An 18,714-nucleotide genomic window follows, 5' to 3' on the forward strand; every position below is an offset into this window, starting at 1 on the left:
AGAGTTTAACCGGGAGCGGCCACACGAGGCGCTGGGCGGTCTGACGCCGGGGGGTATCTGGGTGCCGTCGCCGAGAAAATGGGACGGGAAAACGCCGGAGGTGAGCTATCCCGAAGGGGCAAAAGTGTACCGGGTGGGTCCAAAAGGAGTGATACACATCGGCAAAAGGGTGTTCCTGAATCAGGCGCTGCGGGGTGAATATGTGATGCTGGAGGAACGTGAGGACGGGCTTGAAGCGATAATATTTAACCGGATGGACCTTGCTTACTACGACAGACGTAAGCAAAGTATCATCCGGATAGATTAGGCAAAATGTGTTACCTGTGTGGCCGGTCTGATCTGTAACCTATGTGGCCGGTCGTACAGCAGCGTCATCCACCACTTTTACAGATAAAAAAGAACCTATATTTTGACGCAGACGTACTTCATTTCCAGATACTCGTCGATGCCAAAACGCGAACCTTCTCGCCCTAATCCCGACTGTTTAATGCCACCAAACGGTGCGACTTCATTAGAAATCAGCCCGGTATTGACGCCGACCATGCCATATTCCAGCGCCTCGGGAATTTGCCACTGGCGCCTGGCATCTTGCGTGAAGATATAGGCCGCTAACCCGAACTCGGTATCGTTGGCGTAACTCACCACTTCGTCATCGGTTTCAAACTTAAACAGCGGTGCGACAGGGCCGAAGGTTTCTTCTTTGGCAAAGCGCATATTTTGCGTCACGTTCGCCATCACGGTCGGCGTGAAAAAGTTGCCGCCCAACGTGTGCTTGTGCCCGCCGGTTAACACCGTCGCGCCCTTTTCTACCGCGTCGTGAATATGCAGTTCCACTTTCTCGATGGCTCTCGCATTAATAAGCGGCCCCTGAGTCACGCCGTCGTCCATACCGTTGCCGACTTTCAAGGCTTCCACCGCTTTGACCAGTTCCGCACTGAGCGCCTGATAAATCCCGCTTTGCACATATATGCGGTTCGCACACACGCACGTCTGCCCGCTATTACGGAATTTCGACGCCATAATGCCTTTCACGGCAAGCTCGAGATCTGCATCATCAAAGACGATAACCGGCGCGTTGCCACCCAATTCCAGTGATAACTTTTTGATGGTCGGCGCGCACTGCGCCATTAACAAACGCCCGGTATCTGTGGAACCGGTGAAACTCAGTTTGCGCACCGTCGCGTTACGGCACAGCTCACCACCGATTTCTTTGGCATCGCCAGTGATCACCTGCAACAACCCTTTCGGCAGACCCGCCTGTTCCGCCAGTTTTGCCAACGCCAGCGCGGTTAACGGCGTTTGTTCCGCCGGTTTGACGATAATCGCGCAACCTGCGGCCAATGCTGGCGCGACTTTGCGGGTGATCATCGCCGCCGGGAAATTCCACGGTGTGATAGCCGCACAAACGCCAACCGGTTGTTTTGAGACGATAAACCGTTGATCCGGCGCGGTGGGCTGCAATAACACACCATCGATGCGTTTTGCTTCCTCCGCAAACCACGTAATAAACGAAGCGGCGTAATTGATTTCGCCCCGCGCTTCCGCCAGCGGTTTCCCGCCTTCGAGGGTAATCAACCGCGCCAAATCTTCGCTGTTTTCCTGAATCAGGCTCACCCAACTGTGCAGAATTTTGGCACGACTGGCCGCGGTTTGGGCTTTCCACGCTTTTTGTGCAACCTCTGCCGCGTCAATGGCGCGCTGGGTTTCAACCTGGCCCATTGACGGCACATCGGCGATTTTTTCCCCGCTGGCAGCGTTCACCACCGCCATGGTTTTGCCCGATAGCGCATGGCTCCATTCGCCATCAATCAGGCAGGTTTCCAACATTAATTTGTTCATCTGGCTTCTCACATCTGCGTCGCGTTTTTGATGATATCGAGCGCTTTGTCGAACTGCGCATCTGGAATGGTCAGCGGATACAAGAAGCGAATCACGTTGCCATTTTGCCCGCAGGTCAGCAGCAGCAAGCCTTGTTCCAGCGCGTGTTTTTGCACTTGCTGGGCGATAGCCGCTGAAGGTTCGCCGGTTGCCGGGTCATAAAACTCAGCCGCCACCATGGAACCGAGGCCGCGAATTTCGACTAATGCCGGGCAGTTGCTGGTGATTTCACGCAGGCGCGATGTCAGGCGCTCGCCGAGGGTTTGGGCGCGTAAACAGAGTTTTTCTTCCGCAATCACGTCCAGCACCGCGTGAGCCGAAGCCACCGCCAGCGGGTTCCCGGCGTAAGTTCCGCCTAAACCGCCAGGGGCTGGCGCATCCATAATTTCAGCTTTCCCAACCACGCCGGACAACGGCATCCCGCCCGCGAGGCTTTTCGCCATCGTCATCAAATCAGGCTGATGGGAATAGTGGTTCATGGCGAACATTTTGCCGGTACGGGCAAAGCCGCTTTGCACTTCGTCGGCAATCATCACGATGCCGTGTTCGTTACAAATCTGGCGAATCGCCGCCACAAACTCAGGCGGTGCGACGTTAAAGCCGCCCTCGCCCTGAACCGGCTCGAAGATAATCGCCGCCACTTGCGTGGCTTCAATATCGGACTTAAACAGGCGCTCAAGGGCTTTCACCGCGTCGTCGGTAGAAATGCCATTTAATTCAGAAGGATATGGAGCGTGGAAAACGGAGCCAGGGAATGGGCCAAAGCCGATTTTATACGGAGCGACTTTGCCGGTCAGCGCCATGGTCATATAAGTGCGGCCATGGAAGCCGCCGCTAAACGCAATCACGCCAGGGCGGCCGGTATGGGCGCGGGCGATTTTCACCGCATTTTCAACCGCTTCGGCACCGGTTGTGAAAAACGCGGTTTTCTTCGGGCCAACAATCGGAGCTGCGGCGTTAATTTTTTCCGCCAGCGCAACGTAACTTTCATACGGCACAATCTGATACGCGGTGTGGGTAAACGCATGAAGCTGTTGTTCAATCGCCTGCACTAATCGCGGGTGGCGGTGGCCGGTATTAAGCACCGCAATGCCTGCGGCAAAATCAATGTATTCATTCCCTTCGACGTCGGTGATGGTGCTGTTTTCAGCCGTTTGTGCGAAGAAGTTGCACATCACGCCTACACCACGCGGGGTAGCGGCCAGGCGACGTTGATGGAGTTCGTTATTACTCATTTTTTTATCCCTCACGCGAAATTCAAATTTACAGGTTGATTGTCGAATTTCATTTAGACAGTATCTGGTACCTGAATCGAGAGCCAAATTGTTTTATTTATAGGATCCAAATGCGTTCACTAACCGTAGATGTGATCAAGCAGGCATTTCTCCAGACGCCTGGCGAGAAGCTGCATAAGAAACTTTATGCCGCGATATGTAATTGTATTCTTGATGGAAGTTTGCGGCCTGCGGCGCGAATGCCGCCGACGCGCGATTTGGCCGATGAATTATCGCTGTCGCGCAATACCATTCTGCGGGTGTATGAGCAGTTGCAGGCCGAGGGATATATTTCCACGCGTACCAGCAGCGGCACGTTTGTCACTCATAGTGTGCTGGATAACCTGAAAACGCATTCGGATAAAACCGCTATCGCGGCTCACCCGGAGGCCAGTGCTGCCCTCTCCACGCGCTGCCTCGAATTGCTGGAAAATGCCAGCGCCAGCCCGGCGCAATGGGGCGACTTTATTCCCGGCGTGCCGGACGTAGAAAGCTTTCCACATCTGACGTTTAAGAAAATCTACGACCGCGTTGCCCGCCGCCCAAAACCTGAATATCTCACTTACGATGCGGCTTCGGGGCTTGAGGATTTGAAGTCTGCGCTGTCTGATTATCTGCGTACCGCCCGTGGCGTAAAATGCACCACCGATCAGATAATAATCACTGAAGGGATTCATCAGGCGCTGGATTTAGTCACGCGCACGTTGTGTAACCCTGGCGATAATGCCTGGATTGAAGAACCTGGTTATTGGGGAATTAAAAATATCCTGCGCATGAATGCGGTGAATATTGCAGCGCTGGATGTTGATGACCAGGGGCTGGTTCCACAAACGTCACCCGTTGAAAAACCGAAATTAATTTTCGTCACGCCATCGCATCAATATCCGTTAGGTTCAGTGATGAGCCTTTCCCGCCGTCAATTGTTATTAGCCAAAGCCAGGGAATTTCAAAGTTGGATTGTGGAAGATGATTACGATAGCGAATTTCGTTTCTCGGGCCAGCCGATTCCTTCGCTTCAGGGGCTTGACGAAAACAGCCCGGTCATTTATATCGGCACATTCAGTAAAACGCTGTATCCCGCACTGCGTCTGGGCTATGTGGTGTTACCCAATGTGTTAGCAGCACCGCTGAAGAAAGTGCATAACGAGTTATATCGCAGTGGTCATCAAGTGGTTCAGGCCGCCCTTGCAGAATTTATCCGTGAAGGTTATTACGCTGCGCATATCCGCAAAATGCGCCAGCTTTATAGCAAGCGCCGTACTCAACTGGTCGAATTAATTAAACTGCATTTGGGTGAGGAATATCTCGGCGATTACAACAGCAATGCCGGGTTACATCTGATTATTCAGCTTCCCACTGATGCAGATGATATCCAGGTTGCAAAATGCGCGAATGCCGAAGGTATTCTGGTCAGGCCGTTGTCGCGTTACTATTTTAATCACAGAAAATCACAAGGGTTATTAGTTGGGTTTGCCAGCGTCCAGGATAAGGATATGGAACCTTCATTTATTCGTCTGGCTAAAATAATCAGGCAGAATCCCTCACCTTCGTGATTTGTCTCTTAAAGCTGTTGAATCTGGTTAATGTTATGTTATAACATTTCTCGCGATTTCAAACACACTAATGGAGACACACATGACATCACGCATTCCCGGCCTGCTTCTCAGCGCGGGTATTTTGCTGAGCAGCGCCAACGCCCTTGCCCATGGTCATTCGCACGGAACGCCTCTTACCGATGCAGAAAAGAAAGCCAGCGAAGGTGTTTTTGCGGATAAAGACGTGAAGGATCGCGCCTTAACTGACTGGGACGGCATGTGGCAGTCGGTTAATCCGTATTTGCTAAATGGCGATTTGGATCCGGTGATGGAGAAAAAAGCGCAGAAAGATGGCAGCAAAACGGCGGCACAGTACAAAGAGTATTATAAGAAAGGCTATGCCACTGATATTGATACCATTGGCATCGAAAATAACGTTATTGAATTCCACGTGGGTAAAACGGTTAATGCCTGTCAGTACGACTATTCTGGCTACAAAATCCTGACTTACACCTCCGGGAAAAAGGGCGTGCGTTATCTGTTCGAATGCAAAGACAAACAGTCAAAAGCGCCAAAATATGTGCAGTTTAGCGACCATATTATCGGCCCGCGCAAGTCTGAACATTTCCATATTTTCATGGGCAATGACACACAAGAAGCGTTATTAAAAGAGATGGACAACTGGCCGACTTATTACGAGTACTCATTAAGCAAGAATCAGATTGTCCACGAAATGCTGGAACATTAATCCCCTTTCCAATTTCTGCACCACACACCAGTGATAGTAGCGCCGGAGTCATCACGGCTCCGGCGCGCTGGGCAACAATCCATTAATGCGACATGGCAGGCGTTCAGATTTTTTCCTTCGGCTACAATTGAAGTTATTCGCTAATGAAATCAACGAACATGATGCGAGCAATATTTCAATGCCCTCAGGAGAAGTGAATGAATCAGCCTCGTTTTAGTGGTGTTATTCCCCCCGTTCCTACCTTATTTGATGCGCATGGTGAATTTGATGGCACCGCGCAGGCGTTACTCATTGAGCATCTGGTCGCCTCCCCGATTAACGGCCTGTTCTTCCTCGGTAGCGCCGGGGAATTTGCGCATATGTCCGAAGCGCAACGCGCTCAGGTGGCGGAATTTTGCGTTAAGAAAGTCGCGGGCAGAAAGCCCGTTTTGATTGGCATCGCCCACTGTGGCACGCAGCAAACCATAGATGCCGGGCTGCATGCACAAAAGATAGGTGCCAGTGGCGTGGTGGTGGTCAACCCGTGGTACAACCCGCTGAGTGAAGCGAATCTGTTGCGCCATTATAAATCCATTGCCAGCGCGCTCGAGCTGCCGATTCTTCTGTATAACTTCCCTGCGCTCACCGGCCAGTCGATTCCGGTGAATGTCATCCTCGAACTGGCATTAAACTGCCCGAATATTGTCGGGCTGAAAGATACGGTGGATACGCTGTCGCACATTCGCGAAACCATTCACGCGGTGAAACCCGTGCGCCCGGACTTCGCTATTTTCGCCGGGTACGATGAATATTTGCTGGGGACGTTGATTCTCGGCGGCGATGGCTGCATTCCCGCCAGCGCAAACTTTGCGCCGCAACTAACGTGCGGAATTTTAGACGCCTGGCGTAAGCAAGATCTGCCTCGCGCCATTGAATTACAGCAATCTCTCTCATGGATCCCGTCGCTTTACAGTACGGATTTGCCGTTTTACAACGCGGTGAAATATGCCATTAAATTGACCGGCGTGAATATTCCGGTGCATTCGCTGGCCCCTGCGACACCGTTAACCGAAGAAATGAAAGTTGAGATTGGAAATATTCTACGTCGTGCAGGTGTGATTAATTCAGCCTCTTAGCCGCAAAGACACGCGTTCAGCGGCAAACATTTCCCCTGAACGCGGACCTGTCGCTGAGACTGGAGTTGAACCAACAGAAGCTCGGCGGTCGCCACCGCGTCACACAACGCGTGGTGCGCCGGGTAATCGGGAAGCTGGTATTCGCGGCGGAGGCTAGAAAGCCGCAAATCATTGTGCATTTGTCTCCTGGCTTGCTGGTATCGCCGCTCAAGCTCCAGTGTGTCTATCCACAGAATCGGCAGTTCTTCCGTGTCGTAACGGGTTCGCAGCCAGGCATTGATAAACGCCCTTTCCACCATTTTCCCATGCACCACAGCCACGTGCCCGGTGAGACGCAGAAATAACATTTCCATCGCGTCATCAAGCGCTTCGCCATCACTTAGCATTTCCGGTGTGATGTGGTTGATAACTGCACTGTGCGCATTGACCTGCGAATCACTGGAGATGTACTGGTGGTGCGCACTCGCCAGCAGGATTTGGCCGCTTTGTACCTTCACGCTGCCTGTCGACAAGATCCGGTCCTGATTTGCATCCAGGCCGCTGGTTTCGAAATCAAAAGCCAGCCACGGGATGCTAAAAACGTCCGCATTGAAGTCTGGTAGCGGTGTCGCCACTAGCTGTTGCAGTGCCGGACTCAACCCGGGGATATTGCGCCATTTCAGGCGTTGCGACTCAATTTGCTGAGTGAGCGATGGCGGGAAAATTCGTGACAGAAGGCTCATCGTTATCCCTTCACAAACAGCATACGGGCCAATTCTTGCTGGCGGGCGATAATGCGAAACGCGTCTTTTAAATGCTTACGCTCAAAGCTGCCGAACTCGCGCGGGTCGATGTGGTTGTCTGGCGGCAGGCCTTTACGCAACTGTGAAAGTTGATGATTAAAACGCTGGCGAGTTAAAAAACGGAAAGCGTCGATGATGTCGGTGCAGCCTTCAACTGACATCAAACCTTTGTCTCTTGCGGCACAAAAACGCGCTTCGGTATGGGTTTCGCAGCATCCCGCCGCCAGTGCGTAGATGCGAGAAAGGTCGATAATCAGCGTTAAGGCAAAGCGTTTGATGTTCAGGGTTTTGCTGTCGTTGCCGCTTTTTTCCAGCACCAGATGGTTAAAGATGCCGAGTGGTGGCGAGGTATTAGTGGAATCTCGGGTGAGTGAGCGCAAGAATCCCGGATGTGCGGCAATTTCTGTCAATAATGCTTGCTGGAAGGCGTCATGTAGCCAGGTGTTGCCATAAAAAGCACGTGTTTCCAGGAACACGGTGGCATTTAATAATTGGGTATATTCCGGATTCGCCACCCATTTACGCACGCAGGCCAGCCACACGGATAACGGCTGACACCAGCGGCTTTCCGATGCCATAAAATGGCCAGTACACAGCGGATACCCGCACTGGTCAAGCCCGTGGCAGACGGTTCTGGCAAAGCGCAAGAACCACATTTTCTCTTCAAGTCCGGTGCCATCGGGTAAGATTATCGCGCTATCCTGGTCAGAATGAACGTGGACTTCGTTGCGGGCATGCGACCCGGCGATTACCCAGGAAAACTCACACGGCGGCTGGCCAAATTCTACCAGGGCAAGTTCGATAAGCCGACGTGTGAAGGCGTCCATCAGCATCGACATCACCATTTCGACCACGCCGCTGCGCAAGTTGCCGTGCACCAGCGCTTCAAATATCGCCTGACGCTCCACTTTCAAAACCGCTAATTCGTCCACTGACTGGCAATGGTTAATGCGCTCAATCAGGAAAATGGCCTGCACACGGTGATGCTGCACCAGATGTGAGGCGGTTAGCAGGCCAACCGGTTGATTGTTGTCGACAACCGGCAGGCTACTCACGCCATGGCTCATCATCAGCGAAACGGCGTGCATGACAAGGTCGCCCGACGAAATCGTTACCGGATTGGCGGTCATCACGTCTTTCACCGGGCGCTTGATATCAAAACCTTCGGCAACGACGCGCCGCGTCATATCACGATCGCTGATAAGCCCAACAATTTGATCGTCTTCCATCACCACAGCCGTGGAACAGCGGTCAACGCAGCGCATTTGTTGCGCCGTTTGCTGAATAGAGGTTGAGGCTTCGACCACCGACACCGTTCCGCTCGCCAGATCAGACACTCGACGCACGAACATGCCTTTGTCTTCTTCACTCCAGACCACGTCCATCGCGGACTTCAGCCGGTCATGGGCATTAATCGAAAAGTGTGTTGCGTACTGTGGGTACTGCTGCAGCATTTGTTTCAGCACGCTGTGGGGAATTTGGTAGAGCAACGTGTTTTCGATAGCCGTGACGTTGTAACAATCTGCAGGATTACCTGGAATACCTTCCAGAAAAGTGAAGCCGAATAAATCTTCCGGCCCAAGACGAGCGCGCAGAACGCCGTTGCTCCAGCGTTGTTCTAGCGAACCAGTGCGAACGATGTAGAGATAGCGTTCACGCGCCGCAATATCAAAAGCCAGTGTTTCCCCGACAGCCAGATAACTAATGCTAATAGCGCGCGCGAGGTCATTTTGCGCTTCTAACGGCAGGGTATTAAGCGGGGAAACATGGGCGATAAAATCGCAAATATTGGGCAATAACGGTTCCATCGTCACTTTTAATCCTAAAGTTGAAATCCTGTTTCATAATATATGAGGCACTGACCAGGAAAGCCATATCATTCACCGCCTGAATCATTGCGTTTAACGCTGTTCATGACCTGCTTAACACTTAATAATGTCAATCAGTTACATCGCCATTGAATTGTTAATCAGTCGATGTAAAATTAACGTTACCATGTATATGTGTTGTGAATAATTCTTCAGATTCCTGGATTTCACTTTCGCCATTTTACCCCCCTTCTCGGCGACCAGGTTTGAACCATTTTTTCAGGGAAAGTTACGATGAAATTGCGAAGCCTGTTGATCCTTGCTGTTGTGGCCACAGTCGTGGGCTGTAAAGCGCCACCGCCAAAAATGACGGACGATACTATCGTGACCAGTGAAATCAACGGCGTCACGCTGACTCACCGTTATGCAGTGGCGGCGCCCACGGAGTTCACCCCCATTAATGCCAGTTATCGGGCGCTGTATCCCGGCTCCATTATGAGCAAGCCGGATTTTGGCGGGAAAGTCGTCAGCACCCTTGAGAACGGGCAGACCTATACGGTTCTGGGCCAGGTTGAACATAACTGGCTGGCAATCGCCGAGCAGGATAAGCAAGAACTGCTAGGCTATGTGCCGATGCGGGCGCTGGTGAAGAGCGAGTTGTATGCGCAAACGCTGAAAAAGGATCGCCCTCGTCCACGCAAAGCGGCTAAAAAATCCACCTGTGTGGCGGTGGATGACGCCAGCAAAGCCTGCCAGAACGCCAATAGCGGCACGTGGATTATTGATTAATTGTCGGCGTTTTACGTCATGACATGTATTTAAAGTTGCTCGGCTAACAAGGATTTCTATGAAACTCTGGCTTTCGGGTCTGGCGCTGCTGCTGGCTTCTTCCACGGTGTCGGCGGGGAATTATCGTATCGTCCAGTCCCCCTCGCAAAAGCTGGATGTCTGGATTGATAACGTTTCGGACAACACACCGCAAAGCTGGTGTGCAGCGCAACTGGGGCTGCGAATTGTCGCTAATGGCGACAAAAAACCGACCGTGCTCAACACCTTTATGCCGCGTCTGGGCACGCTCCTGGAAAGCCAGTGTAGCAGTGTGCAACTGGTGAACTGGAAGCTGGAAAGCCCGCAGGGCGAGATGCTGGCAGTCGGTACTGCCAGCAAAAGCAGCGACTGGGCGGTGATTGTCGCCCCGGATATTTCCAGCGAACCCAACAGCACGCCACGCAGCGATGAAAGTTCTCCGCTGGCTGACCGCACGCCGTGGCAAGAATTTACCCTGCAAGATGGCTGCCATTTGCGCACCTTCTGGCAAGGCGACGCCAACGCGACGGCGATGTTTATCCCTAACGGCAAGTGTGAAAAAGGCGGCTGGTTAAATGGCCGTAGCGAAATCATTCAAAGCGGCATTCATGGCGAAAAACGCCACGAAATGACGTTTGTACACGGTTTCCCGGTGAGCGGCTTGAGCACTGACGCCAGTTCCGACAGCTTGCTGATCACCAGCCTGAACAACGAACGCATGGTGGTGAGCAATGAACATGCGCCGCAAAGCTGGATGATTTTGCCGTATAACGCGCAGCTCAATGGCTGGCAGGCGACCGGCACCGTGGCGGTTGAAGTCTCCCGTGAAATGACGGTAGACGAGGCCGGGATTCAGGCGCGTTTAAATGAAGTGCGCAAAGTCTGGTCGGCTTGGTTGGCACCGGACACTCCGATTACGCTGCTGTTGATTGATTCCCTGCGGCCGCAACTGCGTGACCCGGCGGTTGGCGCATGGCGCGCCCAGAAGTAATTTGTGATTTTTCGTCGATTTCGAGCTTAGAAAGGCCATCATGACTGATAAAGATTACGACCCAGAACTTCCCGACGCTCTGCCGCCAGGTTTCCGTTTCGACGAATTTGAGATTCAGCAAGTCACCGAATCCACCCACACTAACGTGGTGTATAAAGCGTGGGATCACCAGCTCGAGCGCCCGGTGACGATTCACGAATTTATGCCGCTAGCGCTGACCGTTCGCAGCGATAACATGCAGTTGGTGCTGCGCAGCAAACAAGACAGCCAGGCTTTTAACCATGGCCTGAATCGTTTTGTGCAATCTGCACGCCAGCTCGCACAATTCAACCATCCAAATTTGTTGCAGGTTTTAAGCTTCTGGACGCAAAACGAAACCGCTTATGCGGCAACGACCTATTCCAGCGGCATGACGCTTGCCGAGCTGCACCAGCAGCAGCCTGAAATTTTCAATGATGCGTGGATTCGCCGCATGTTGCCGATGCTGTGCAGCGCGCTGGCGACGCTGCATGACGAAGGGTTTATTCATCGCGATTTGTCGCTGCGCAGCATTCAGATTCAGGATAACGGAGCCCCGCTGTTACTCAACGCGGGCGCGCCACGTCGGGTCAATTCTGACAGCAGTGAAGCGATAAAAACGCCGCTTAATCCGGGTTTCGCGCCGCTTGAGCAATATGCCGACGACCTCGAAAACCAGCTCGGCCCATGGACGGATATCTACGCGCTGGGTGCGATTCTGTATACGCTGATCACCGGCACTTGCCCTCCGGCCAGCGTCACCCGCACGATTCAAGACCCTTGCGTAAAACTCGCCAAAAATCGCCCGGAAGGTTACTCCCACAGCCTGTTGCACGCCGTTGACTGCGCTCTGGCGCTTAAACCGGAAGACCGCCCGCAATCAATTGCAGAATTTGCCGCGCTGGCAGAAATCCCTTTGACCGGCATTCACGGTTCTACGGCGCATAAACAACCCGGCACTATGCTTATCGAAGTGGAAGATGCGGAAATCACCCCTCTATCGCCACTGCGCAAACGCTACAAATTACCGTTGCTGACGGGCGTGAGTTTGCTGGCCGGGATTGCGATTGGCGCGGTGATTTTTGGCGGTCATGTGTCACCAGGTGTACTGCCTGAAACTGCAAAAGCCGAACAGGCCGCAGAGAAAGCCGAAACCGCCACCGCGAAAAGCGTTGTTCCTGCCGCCGAAGGGTTGATTGCGCGGGTTTATGTGCGCATGAATGATGGCGAAACGCTGGATGTGAACGGGAAAACGGAGAAAGTCACACCAGGCGCTAACGGTTATGGCTTCCTGCAATTACCGCCCGGCAAGTACGACATCAGCTTGCATGACAATAATCAAACGCGAAGCGTCACGTTATCGGTTGAAAAAGCGGGCACCTGGTTGATTAACCCGCAGGGATAAAACCAGACGGCGCGTACAGGTAAATAATCCGCTTTATAGCAAGATGAGACATGTCTCCTTCCACTGGGCTGAAAATCAGCTAAGGTTTTCATAGGGTTGATCGCGAAAAATTTCACGCGAACCTGAAAAGGAGAAAAATAAATGATAAATCCTGTTATGCGCCGTCCTCGCACTTTATTGTTTGCGATTCAAATAGCTATCGGTTGTGCACTCGTCAGTTTTACCCTGCCCGCCTCAGCCGATGATAGTCAACAGCCCCTGCCGCAACCGCCTGATGTTCTGCTTGGCCCGTTGTTTACCGATGTCCAGACAGCAAAACTTTTCCCTGACCAAAAAACCTTTGCCGATGCGGTGCCGAAATTCGATCCGTTGATGATCCTCGCCGATTACCGGATGCAGAGAAACCAGTCGAGCTTCGATTTGCGCCACTTTGTGAATGCGAATTTTGTGCTGCCCAAAGAAGGCGAAAAATATGTTCCGCCGGAAGATCAGTCGTTGCGTGAACACATTGATGGCCTGTGGCCGGTGCTGACGCGCACCACGGACAGTGCGAGTAAATGGGATTCTTTATTGCCGCTGCCGAAGCCGTATGTGGTACCGGGCGGGCGCTTCCGCGAAGTCTATTATTGGGACAGCTACTTTACGATGCTGGGCCTGGCGGAAAGCGGCCACTGGGACAAAGTGCAGGATATGGTCGATAACTTCGCCCATGAAATTGACACCTGGGGGCATATTCCTAACGGCAACCGCAGCTATTATTTGAGCCGCTCGCAGCCGCCGTTCTTCGCTTATATGGTCAAACTCCTGGCTGAGCACAACGGCGACGAAACCTATACCACCTACCTGCCGCAGTTGAAAAAAGAGTACGCCTACTGGATGCAGGGCAGCGATGCGCTGGAACCTGGCTCGCAAAATCTGCGCGTAGTTAAACTGAAAGATGGTTCGATATTGAACCGTTACTGGGATGACAAAGACACGCCGCGTACCGAATCTTATCTGGATGATGTGACGACGGCGAAAAATAACCCGAATCGCCCGGCGACTGAGATCTACCGCGATTTGCGTGCCGCTGCGGCATCCGGCTGGGATTTCAGTTCGCGCTGGATGGATAACCCCGAACAACTTGGCTCGATTCGCACCACCTCCATTGTGCCGGTGGATTTAAACGCGCTGTTATTCCAGATGGAAAAAACCCTCGCGCACGCCAGTACGGTGGCAAAAGATAGTTCGGCGGCTTCGCAATATCAGCAACTGGCGGACGCACGCCAGAAAGCCATGGAAGCGCATTTGTGGAATGCCAAACAGGGCTGGTATGCGGATTACGATCTGAAAACCAACACCGTTCGCTCGCAATTAACCGCCGCGTCGTTGTTCCCGCTGTATGTCCACGCCGCCTCGAAAGAGCGTGCGGACAAAATGGCGACCATCACCCGTGCGCAGTTGCTGAAAGCCGGTGGGCTTGCCACCACCAATCTGAAAACAGGCCAGCAATGGGATGCGCCGAATGGCTGGGCGCCGCTGCAATGGGTGGCGACGGAAGGTTTGCAGAATTACGGGCATAAAGATTTAGCCATGGAAGTCAGTTGGCGCTTTCTGACCAACGTGCAGCACACTTACGACCGTGAGAAAAAACTGGTTGAGAAATATGATGTTTCTTCTACCGGTACGGGCGGCGGTGGCGGTGAATATCCGTTGCAGGATGGTTTTGGCTGGACCAACGGCGTGACGCTGAAAATGCTCGATATGCTGTGTGGCACCGAGAAACCATGCGATTCCACACCTGATAAGTTGCCTTCGGCCACACCAGGGCCGGTGACTGAAACGAAGAAACCGGCTCCAGCACCCGCACAGTAGTTTCCCCCTTACCCTCTCCCGCCGGGAGAGGGAATTGCCCGCCATCATAAACATCAATCTTTTCATGGTCTTTGATTTTCCCCCTGCCAATATCTGCACTTGAAACCGCAAACAATAACGATAATAATTCGCATTCTATTATTACAAGCGATTACATTTGGCATTCCGGGAAAACAACTCAATGACTCTGGCATTTAACGTAAAGCGCTCCGCTTTACTCTGCGCGCTGGCTCTGACCGCGCCAACGTTTGTCATGGCGGAAGATACCGTCGTCGTGACCGCAGCACCTGCACCGACCTCCACCAGCGCGACGGAAGGCTACACCTCACCAGTCAGCAAGGGCGCGACTAAAACCGATGAGCCGATCATCACCACCGCGCAGTCGGTATCGGTCGTCACTCGCCAACAAATGGACGACCAGGGCGCGTTATCCGTCAACAGCGCGCTGAATTACACGCCTGGCGTATTCACCGGCTTTGCAGGTGGCGCGACGCGTTATGACACCGTTGCCCTGCGCGGTTTCCACGGCGGCGATGTTAACAATACCTTCCTTGATGGCCTGCGCCTGATGAGTGACGGCGGCAGCTACAACGTGATTCAGGTGGATCCGTGGTTCCTTGAGCGCATCGACGTGATCAAAGGGCCGTCTTCTGCCCTTTACGGCCAAACCATTCCTGGCGGCCTGGTGATGGAAACCTCGAAGCGCCCGCAGTTCATCGAGGAAGGCCACGTTCGTGCGATGTACGGCAATAACAGCACTACCGGCACGGCGTTTGATTACACCAACGCGATTAACGACGAGTGGGCGTATCGCATTATCGGCATGACCAAAAATACCGATACCCAGTACGAAAACACTCGCGAAGAACGCTATGCCATTTCCCCTTCCCTGTTGTGGCAACCGGACGAAAACACCTCACTGGTGTTGCGCGCGTATCTGGAAAAAGATCCGTCCGGCGGTTTCCACGGTTCGGTTCCGGCGGATGGCAGTATTTATTCCAGCACCGGGCGCAAAATCAGCACCGGGTTCTCTGACGTCGAGCCGGGTAATGACGAGTTCAAGCGCCACCAGCAGATCTACAGCTATGAATTTGCGCACAACTTTAATGACGTCTGGGCTTTCCGCTCAAACGCCAGTTACACCCATTCCAATGTCGGCCTGAAACAGGCTTATCAGATTGGTTGGGCGGATGCGCAGCACGACGAGTTGATGCGTTATTACAGCGGCGAAACCTCATCGCTTGATGCGTATGCCATTGATAACCAGCTTGAAGCAGATTTCGCCACCGGCGAGTTGGATCATAAAGTGGTGCTCGGCGGCGAGTTCCATAAATACACTAATAACCTGTCTGATGATTCCGCTTATACCACCAATATCAATCCGTGGACCGGCGAGTCTGGCGGCCCTGGCGGTTTCTATTATTACGATCCGCGTGATCCGACTTATTCCACCATCAACCAGGGTCTGTTGACCAAAGCAGGCAAGCGCCAGTACGAACAAACCGGCGTGTATTTGCAGGATGATATGAAGTGGAATCAGTGGCATATGACACTCTCTGGCCGTTACGATCACATCGTGACGAAGAGCCATATCGTCGCCGAAGCGATTGATAGCGACGTGACGGATAACCGTACCGATGACCATTTCAGTGGCCGGGCATCATTACTTTACGCCTTCAACAACGGCGTTTCGCCGTACGTCAGTTACAGCCAGGCGATTACGCCGCAGGTTCTGCCGGGTGCCGATGGCAAACTGCTGAAACCGACGACTGCCGAGCAATATGAAGCGGGCGTGAAATATCAACCGGTTGGCACCGCCGATATGTACACCGTGGCGCTGTACGACCTTACGCAGAAAGACGTTGGCAACCGCATCGTGCAGGGCAGTTACTACGAGCCTGCGGGCAAAGTGCATTCGCAAGGCGTTGAACTGGAAGCGCATTCCCAGTGGACGCAGCGTTTCTCCACCATCGCCGGGTACACTTACAACAAAGTGCGCTTTAAAGACGCGATTGATGGTAACGATGGCAACACGCCGTACGTGACGCCAGACCAGATGGCCAGCCTGTGGGGAATGTTTAAAGCTGATTTTGGTATCAGCCTCGGCGCGGGTGTGCGTTATATCGGCAAGCAATGGGCGGATAATGAAAATACCCTGCGCGTGCCGTCAACCACGCTCATGGATGCGATGGTGCGTGCGGATATGGGCGCGTGGACTCCGTCGCTAAAAGGCGCGTTTGTGCAGGTGAATGCCACCAACCTGACGGGCCGTGATTACGTTGCGGGTTGTTATGGAACGGGTTATTGCTACTGGGGTGCCGAGCGTTCGGTGATTGCGACCGTGGGATATGATTTTTAATCGGTAAACCAGGTGTCGGATGACGCTGCGCTTATCCGACCTACGGCACGGTGTTGTAGGGCGGATAAGCGCAAGCGTCATCCGCCATTAATTTGACCTTCTACAAATTCACACTTCTGGCAATATTCACTTCCGTCTTTGTGCTCCCCTGCTGCTCCAGTGCAATCTGCGCCAGCGGCGTATCCGCTTCATAACGTGCTGCTTTATCCAGCGTCTTTTCGTATTTGTTGTATTTCCACCAGGCGTAGCCGAGGAAGATCACCAGCCCGCCAACGTTATAGAACACAATGGTCATGATGCTCGCCCCGGTCGGGAAGGTCGAAGCAATAAACCCGACGGTGAAAATCACAATCAGCACGCTGACAATGGCGATACCCTGCATCCGCGAACCCATGCGGAAATCGCGATTCACTTCGTCGTATTTCAGGCGCAAGTTCAGGTACGCCAGCATGATAAACAGCGGTGGCAACATAGACGCCGCAGCGGTCATATTAATCAGCGTGTTCATCAATTCCTGCACGCTGCCGGAACCGACGGTTGGGATCAGCATCAATGGAATCACAATCAGGAACTGAATCCAGGCTGCGCGAGTTGGCACGCCGTGTTGGTTCAGGCGCACGGTTTTCTCGCCAAAAATACCTTTAGGGATTTCGGTGAAGAAGATTTTCACTGGCGCTGCTGTCCACATCAGCAATGAGCCAAACATCGCGGTGAATGACACAATCCCGACAAAGCGATTCATCATGATGGTTGGCAGGCCAAAGTGACGCGCCAGCCCTTCAAACACCTGCACCGTGCCGCCGGTAAAGTGCAAATCCGCTTTGTGAACAAAGACGTTAATCAGCAACGAAGAAACGGTATACAGGCCGCCGATAAACAGGCCGGAGAGAATAATCACTTTCACGAACGCCTTGCTGCCGCCTTTGACGTCATTGACGTAAACCGCCACCGATTCTGCGCCACCCGCAGCCTGGAAAATCCACGCGATAATGCCTAAGAATGCCCAGCTAAATTGCGGCGTAATCGCCTCAACGTTAATCGGATCCGCCGGTTCCACACCGCCAATCACCGCCGCACCGGCCAGAATGATGTAGGAGAACGTCAGCAATAACATCAACGTAGACGTCACCGATGTCATCGGGCCAAGCAGTTTCGCGCCGTGGTTGGAAATCCAGGTCGAGAAAGCAAACAGGCAAATACTGATCAGTGCCGTGGTTAATGGCGTGAAAATATAGTCGTAACCGAGGAACGCATACGAGGCGTAAGCAATAACTCGCGGTAACAACGCGGTAAAGAAAAAGAGATTCACAAACCAGTAAGTGTACGCGGTGATAAATGCCCAGCGTCCGCCGAGGGCACTTTTCACCCAGGCGTAAACCCCTGCTTCTGAATTACGGTTTAGCGAGACAAACTCCGCAATAATTAAGCAGAATGGAATAAAGTAAATCAGCGTTGCCACCAGGAAAACAGGTGCCGATGCGATGCCGAGCTGGATATTATTGTTGATGACGTTATTGAAGCTAAATACCGCCGCAAACGTCATGGCTAATAATCCAAACTTGCCAATGGTGTTTCTGTTTGTAGAAGCCATAAGAACTCCACACTGTAGGGTAAATTTTAATAATTTTTGTGTATGTCGGATAAGCGCAAGCGTCATCCGACACGATGCAGGCGTTCAACACCCTATTTATTCAGGAAATAAGTTTCTTCAATCGTGACTTTTAAAATCACTTTTTTCACGTCTTTCCCCTGCGAGAACCGGTGCGCTTCGTGGTTTTCGCATATGATAACGTTTCCGGTTTTAAGCTGATGTTTAACGCCCTGCCCGCTGAAAAACTCGCGGTCGCTCTCATCTCGGTAAGCGATTTCCGGCGTTAATGCGCTTTTATCGGCAATCTCAATCGTTTCCTGGCCACTAATGTAATAATGCACATCGAAATAACGGCGATTGCCTTCGAATAATTCATCGTCAGGTTCAGAACCTTTTGCAAGGCGATAAACCAGTGAGTCACCAATCGAATAAAAAATATTGGGCTTAATATTCTCAAGGTTATTAATGGCCTCGATGCAGCGTTGCCACTTTTTCCCCGCCCGATAAATGCTCTTAAAATCTTCTAGGGTATTTAAAATAATCATGACG

General features: G+C 52.5%; 14 protein-coding genes and 1 pseudogene. 9 read left to right on the forward strand and 6 right to left on the reverse strand.

Annotated elements, in window-relative coordinates; all coding sequences use genetic code 11:
* Positions 1 to 307, forward strand: a pseudogene (locus tag D6029_RS22535) (integrase core domain-containing protein); the annotation flags it as partial.
* A gap of 95 nt (positions 308 to 402) precedes the next feature.
* Here the strand turns inward: D6029_RS22535 and D6029_RS15480 are convergent.
* Together D6029_RS15480 and puuE are read right to left on the reverse strand one after the other, a co-directional pair.
* Complete coding sequence (locus tag D6029_RS15480; RefSeq protein ID WP_418230268.1) at positions 403 to 1,851, reverse strand: NAD-dependent succinate-semialdehyde dehydrogenase; 1,449 nt, start codon at positions 1,849 to 1,851, stop codon at positions 403 to 405.
* Complete coding sequence (puuE, locus tag D6029_RS15485) at positions 1,848 to 3,113, reverse strand: 4-aminobutyrate transaminase (RefSeq protein ID WP_120065581.1); 1,266 nt, start codon at positions 3,111 to 3,113, stop codon at positions 1,848 to 1,850. Before puuE ends, D6029_RS15480 begins: the two co-directional genes overlap by 4 nt.
* A gap of 110 nt (positions 3,114 to 3,223) precedes the next feature.
* Here puuE and pdxR point away from each other — a divergent pair, with 110 nt between their 5' ends.
* From pdxR to D6029_RS15500, 3 genes are all read left to right on the forward strand, one after another.
* Positions 3,224 to 4,705 carry a MocR-like pyridoxine biosynthesis transcription factor PdxR gene (gene pdxR / locus D6029_RS15490; RefSeq protein ID WP_120065582.1) on the forward strand — a complete coding sequence of 494 codons (1,482 nt, stop codon included), beginning with the start codon at positions 3,224 to 3,226 and terminating at the stop codon, positions 4,703 to 4,705.
* Positions 4,706 to 4,787: 82 nt separating this feature from the next.
* Positions 4,788 to 5,435, forward strand: a complete 648-nt coding sequence (gene zinT / locus D6029_RS15495; protein ID WP_120065583.1) for a metal-binding protein ZinT — start codon at positions 4,788 to 4,790, stop codon at positions 5,433 to 5,435.
* A gap of 197 nt (positions 5,436 to 5,632) precedes the next feature.
* Positions 5,633 to 6,550: a dihydrodipicolinate synthase family protein gene (locus D6029_RS15500; protein ID WP_120065584.1), complete on the forward strand. Its 918-nt coding sequence runs from the start codon at positions 5,633 to 5,635 to the stop codon at positions 6,548 to 6,550.
* On the opposite strand, the gene D6029_RS15505 is transcribed toward D6029_RS15500, so the two are convergent.
* On the reverse strand, positions 6,547 to 7,272 hold the full coding sequence (locus D6029_RS15505; RefSeq protein ID WP_120065585.1) for an exonuclease domain-containing protein: 726 nt from the start codon (positions 7,270 to 7,272) through the stop codon (positions 6,547 to 6,549). The genes D6029_RS15500 and D6029_RS15505 overlap by 4 nt on opposite strands.
* A 2-nt stretch (positions 7,273 to 7,274) precedes the next feature.
* Positions 7,275 to 9,140: a putative nucleotidyltransferase substrate binding domain-containing protein gene (locus tag D6029_RS15510; RefSeq protein ID WP_120065586.1), complete on the reverse strand. Its 1,866-nt coding sequence runs from the start codon at positions 9,138 to 9,140 to the stop codon at positions 7,275 to 7,277.
* A 294-nt stretch (positions 9,141 to 9,434) separates the two neighbouring features.
* Here D6029_RS15510 and D6029_RS15515 point away from each other — a divergent pair, with 294 nt between their 5' ends.
* The 5 genes from D6029_RS15515 to D6029_RS15535 all read left to right on the forward strand — a co-directional run bounded on the left by D6029_RS15515 (position 9,435) and on the right by D6029_RS15535 (position 16,574).
* Positions 9,435 to 9,929 carry an SH3 domain-containing protein gene (locus D6029_RS15515; RefSeq protein WP_120065587.1) on the forward strand — a complete coding sequence of 165 codons (495 nt, stop codon included), beginning with the start codon at positions 9,435 to 9,437 and terminating at the stop codon, positions 9,927 to 9,929.
* Between the two features lie 58 nt (positions 9,930 to 9,987).
* The gene (locus D6029_RS15520; RefSeq protein ID WP_120065588.1) at positions 9,988 to 10,938 is read left to right on the forward strand and encodes a hypothetical protein; all 951 of its coding nucleotides are present in this window, start codon (positions 9,988 to 9,990) and stop codon (positions 10,936 to 10,938) included.
* A gap of 40 nt (positions 10,939 to 10,978) precedes the next feature.
* The gene (locus tag D6029_RS15525; protein WP_120065589.1) at positions 10,979 to 12,361 is read left to right on the forward strand and encodes a serine/threonine protein kinase; all 1,383 of its coding nucleotides are present in this window, start codon (positions 10,979 to 10,981) and stop codon (positions 12,359 to 12,361) included.
* A gap of 141 nt (positions 12,362 to 12,502) precedes the next feature.
* On the forward strand, positions 12,503 to 14,215 hold the full coding sequence (locus D6029_RS15530; RefSeq protein WP_120065590.1) for an alpha,alpha-trehalase: 1,713 nt from the start codon (positions 12,503 to 12,505) through the stop codon (positions 14,213 to 14,215).
* A gap of 181 nt (positions 14,216 to 14,396) precedes the next feature.
* The gene (locus D6029_RS15535) at positions 14,397 to 16,574 is read left to right on the forward strand and encodes a TonB-dependent siderophore receptor (protein ID WP_120065591.1); all 2,178 of its coding nucleotides are present in this window, start codon (positions 14,397 to 14,399) and stop codon (positions 16,572 to 16,574) included.
* 100 nt (positions 16,575 to 16,674) lie between these two features.
* Here D6029_RS15535 and D6029_RS15540 read toward each other — a convergent pair whose 3' ends face one another.
* Positions 16,675 to 18,165 carry an amino acid permease gene (locus D6029_RS15540; RefSeq protein ID WP_120065592.1) on the reverse strand — a complete coding sequence of 497 codons (1,491 nt, stop codon included), beginning with the start codon at positions 18,163 to 18,165 and terminating at the stop codon, positions 16,675 to 16,677.
* Positions 18,166 to 18,257: 92 nt separating this feature from the next.
* A complete protein-coding gene (locus D6029_RS15545) occupies positions 18,258 to 18,710 on the reverse strand; it encodes a beta-galactosidase subunit beta (protein ID WP_120065593.1) in 453 nt (150 codons plus the stop codon).
* Positions 18,711 to 18,714 lie beyond the last annotated feature (4 nt).

It is taken from the genome of Buttiauxella izardii (genome assembly GCF_003601925.1).
Classification (GTDB): Bacteria; Pseudomonadota; Gammaproteobacteria; order Enterobacterales; family Enterobacteriaceae; genus Buttiauxella; species Buttiauxella izardii.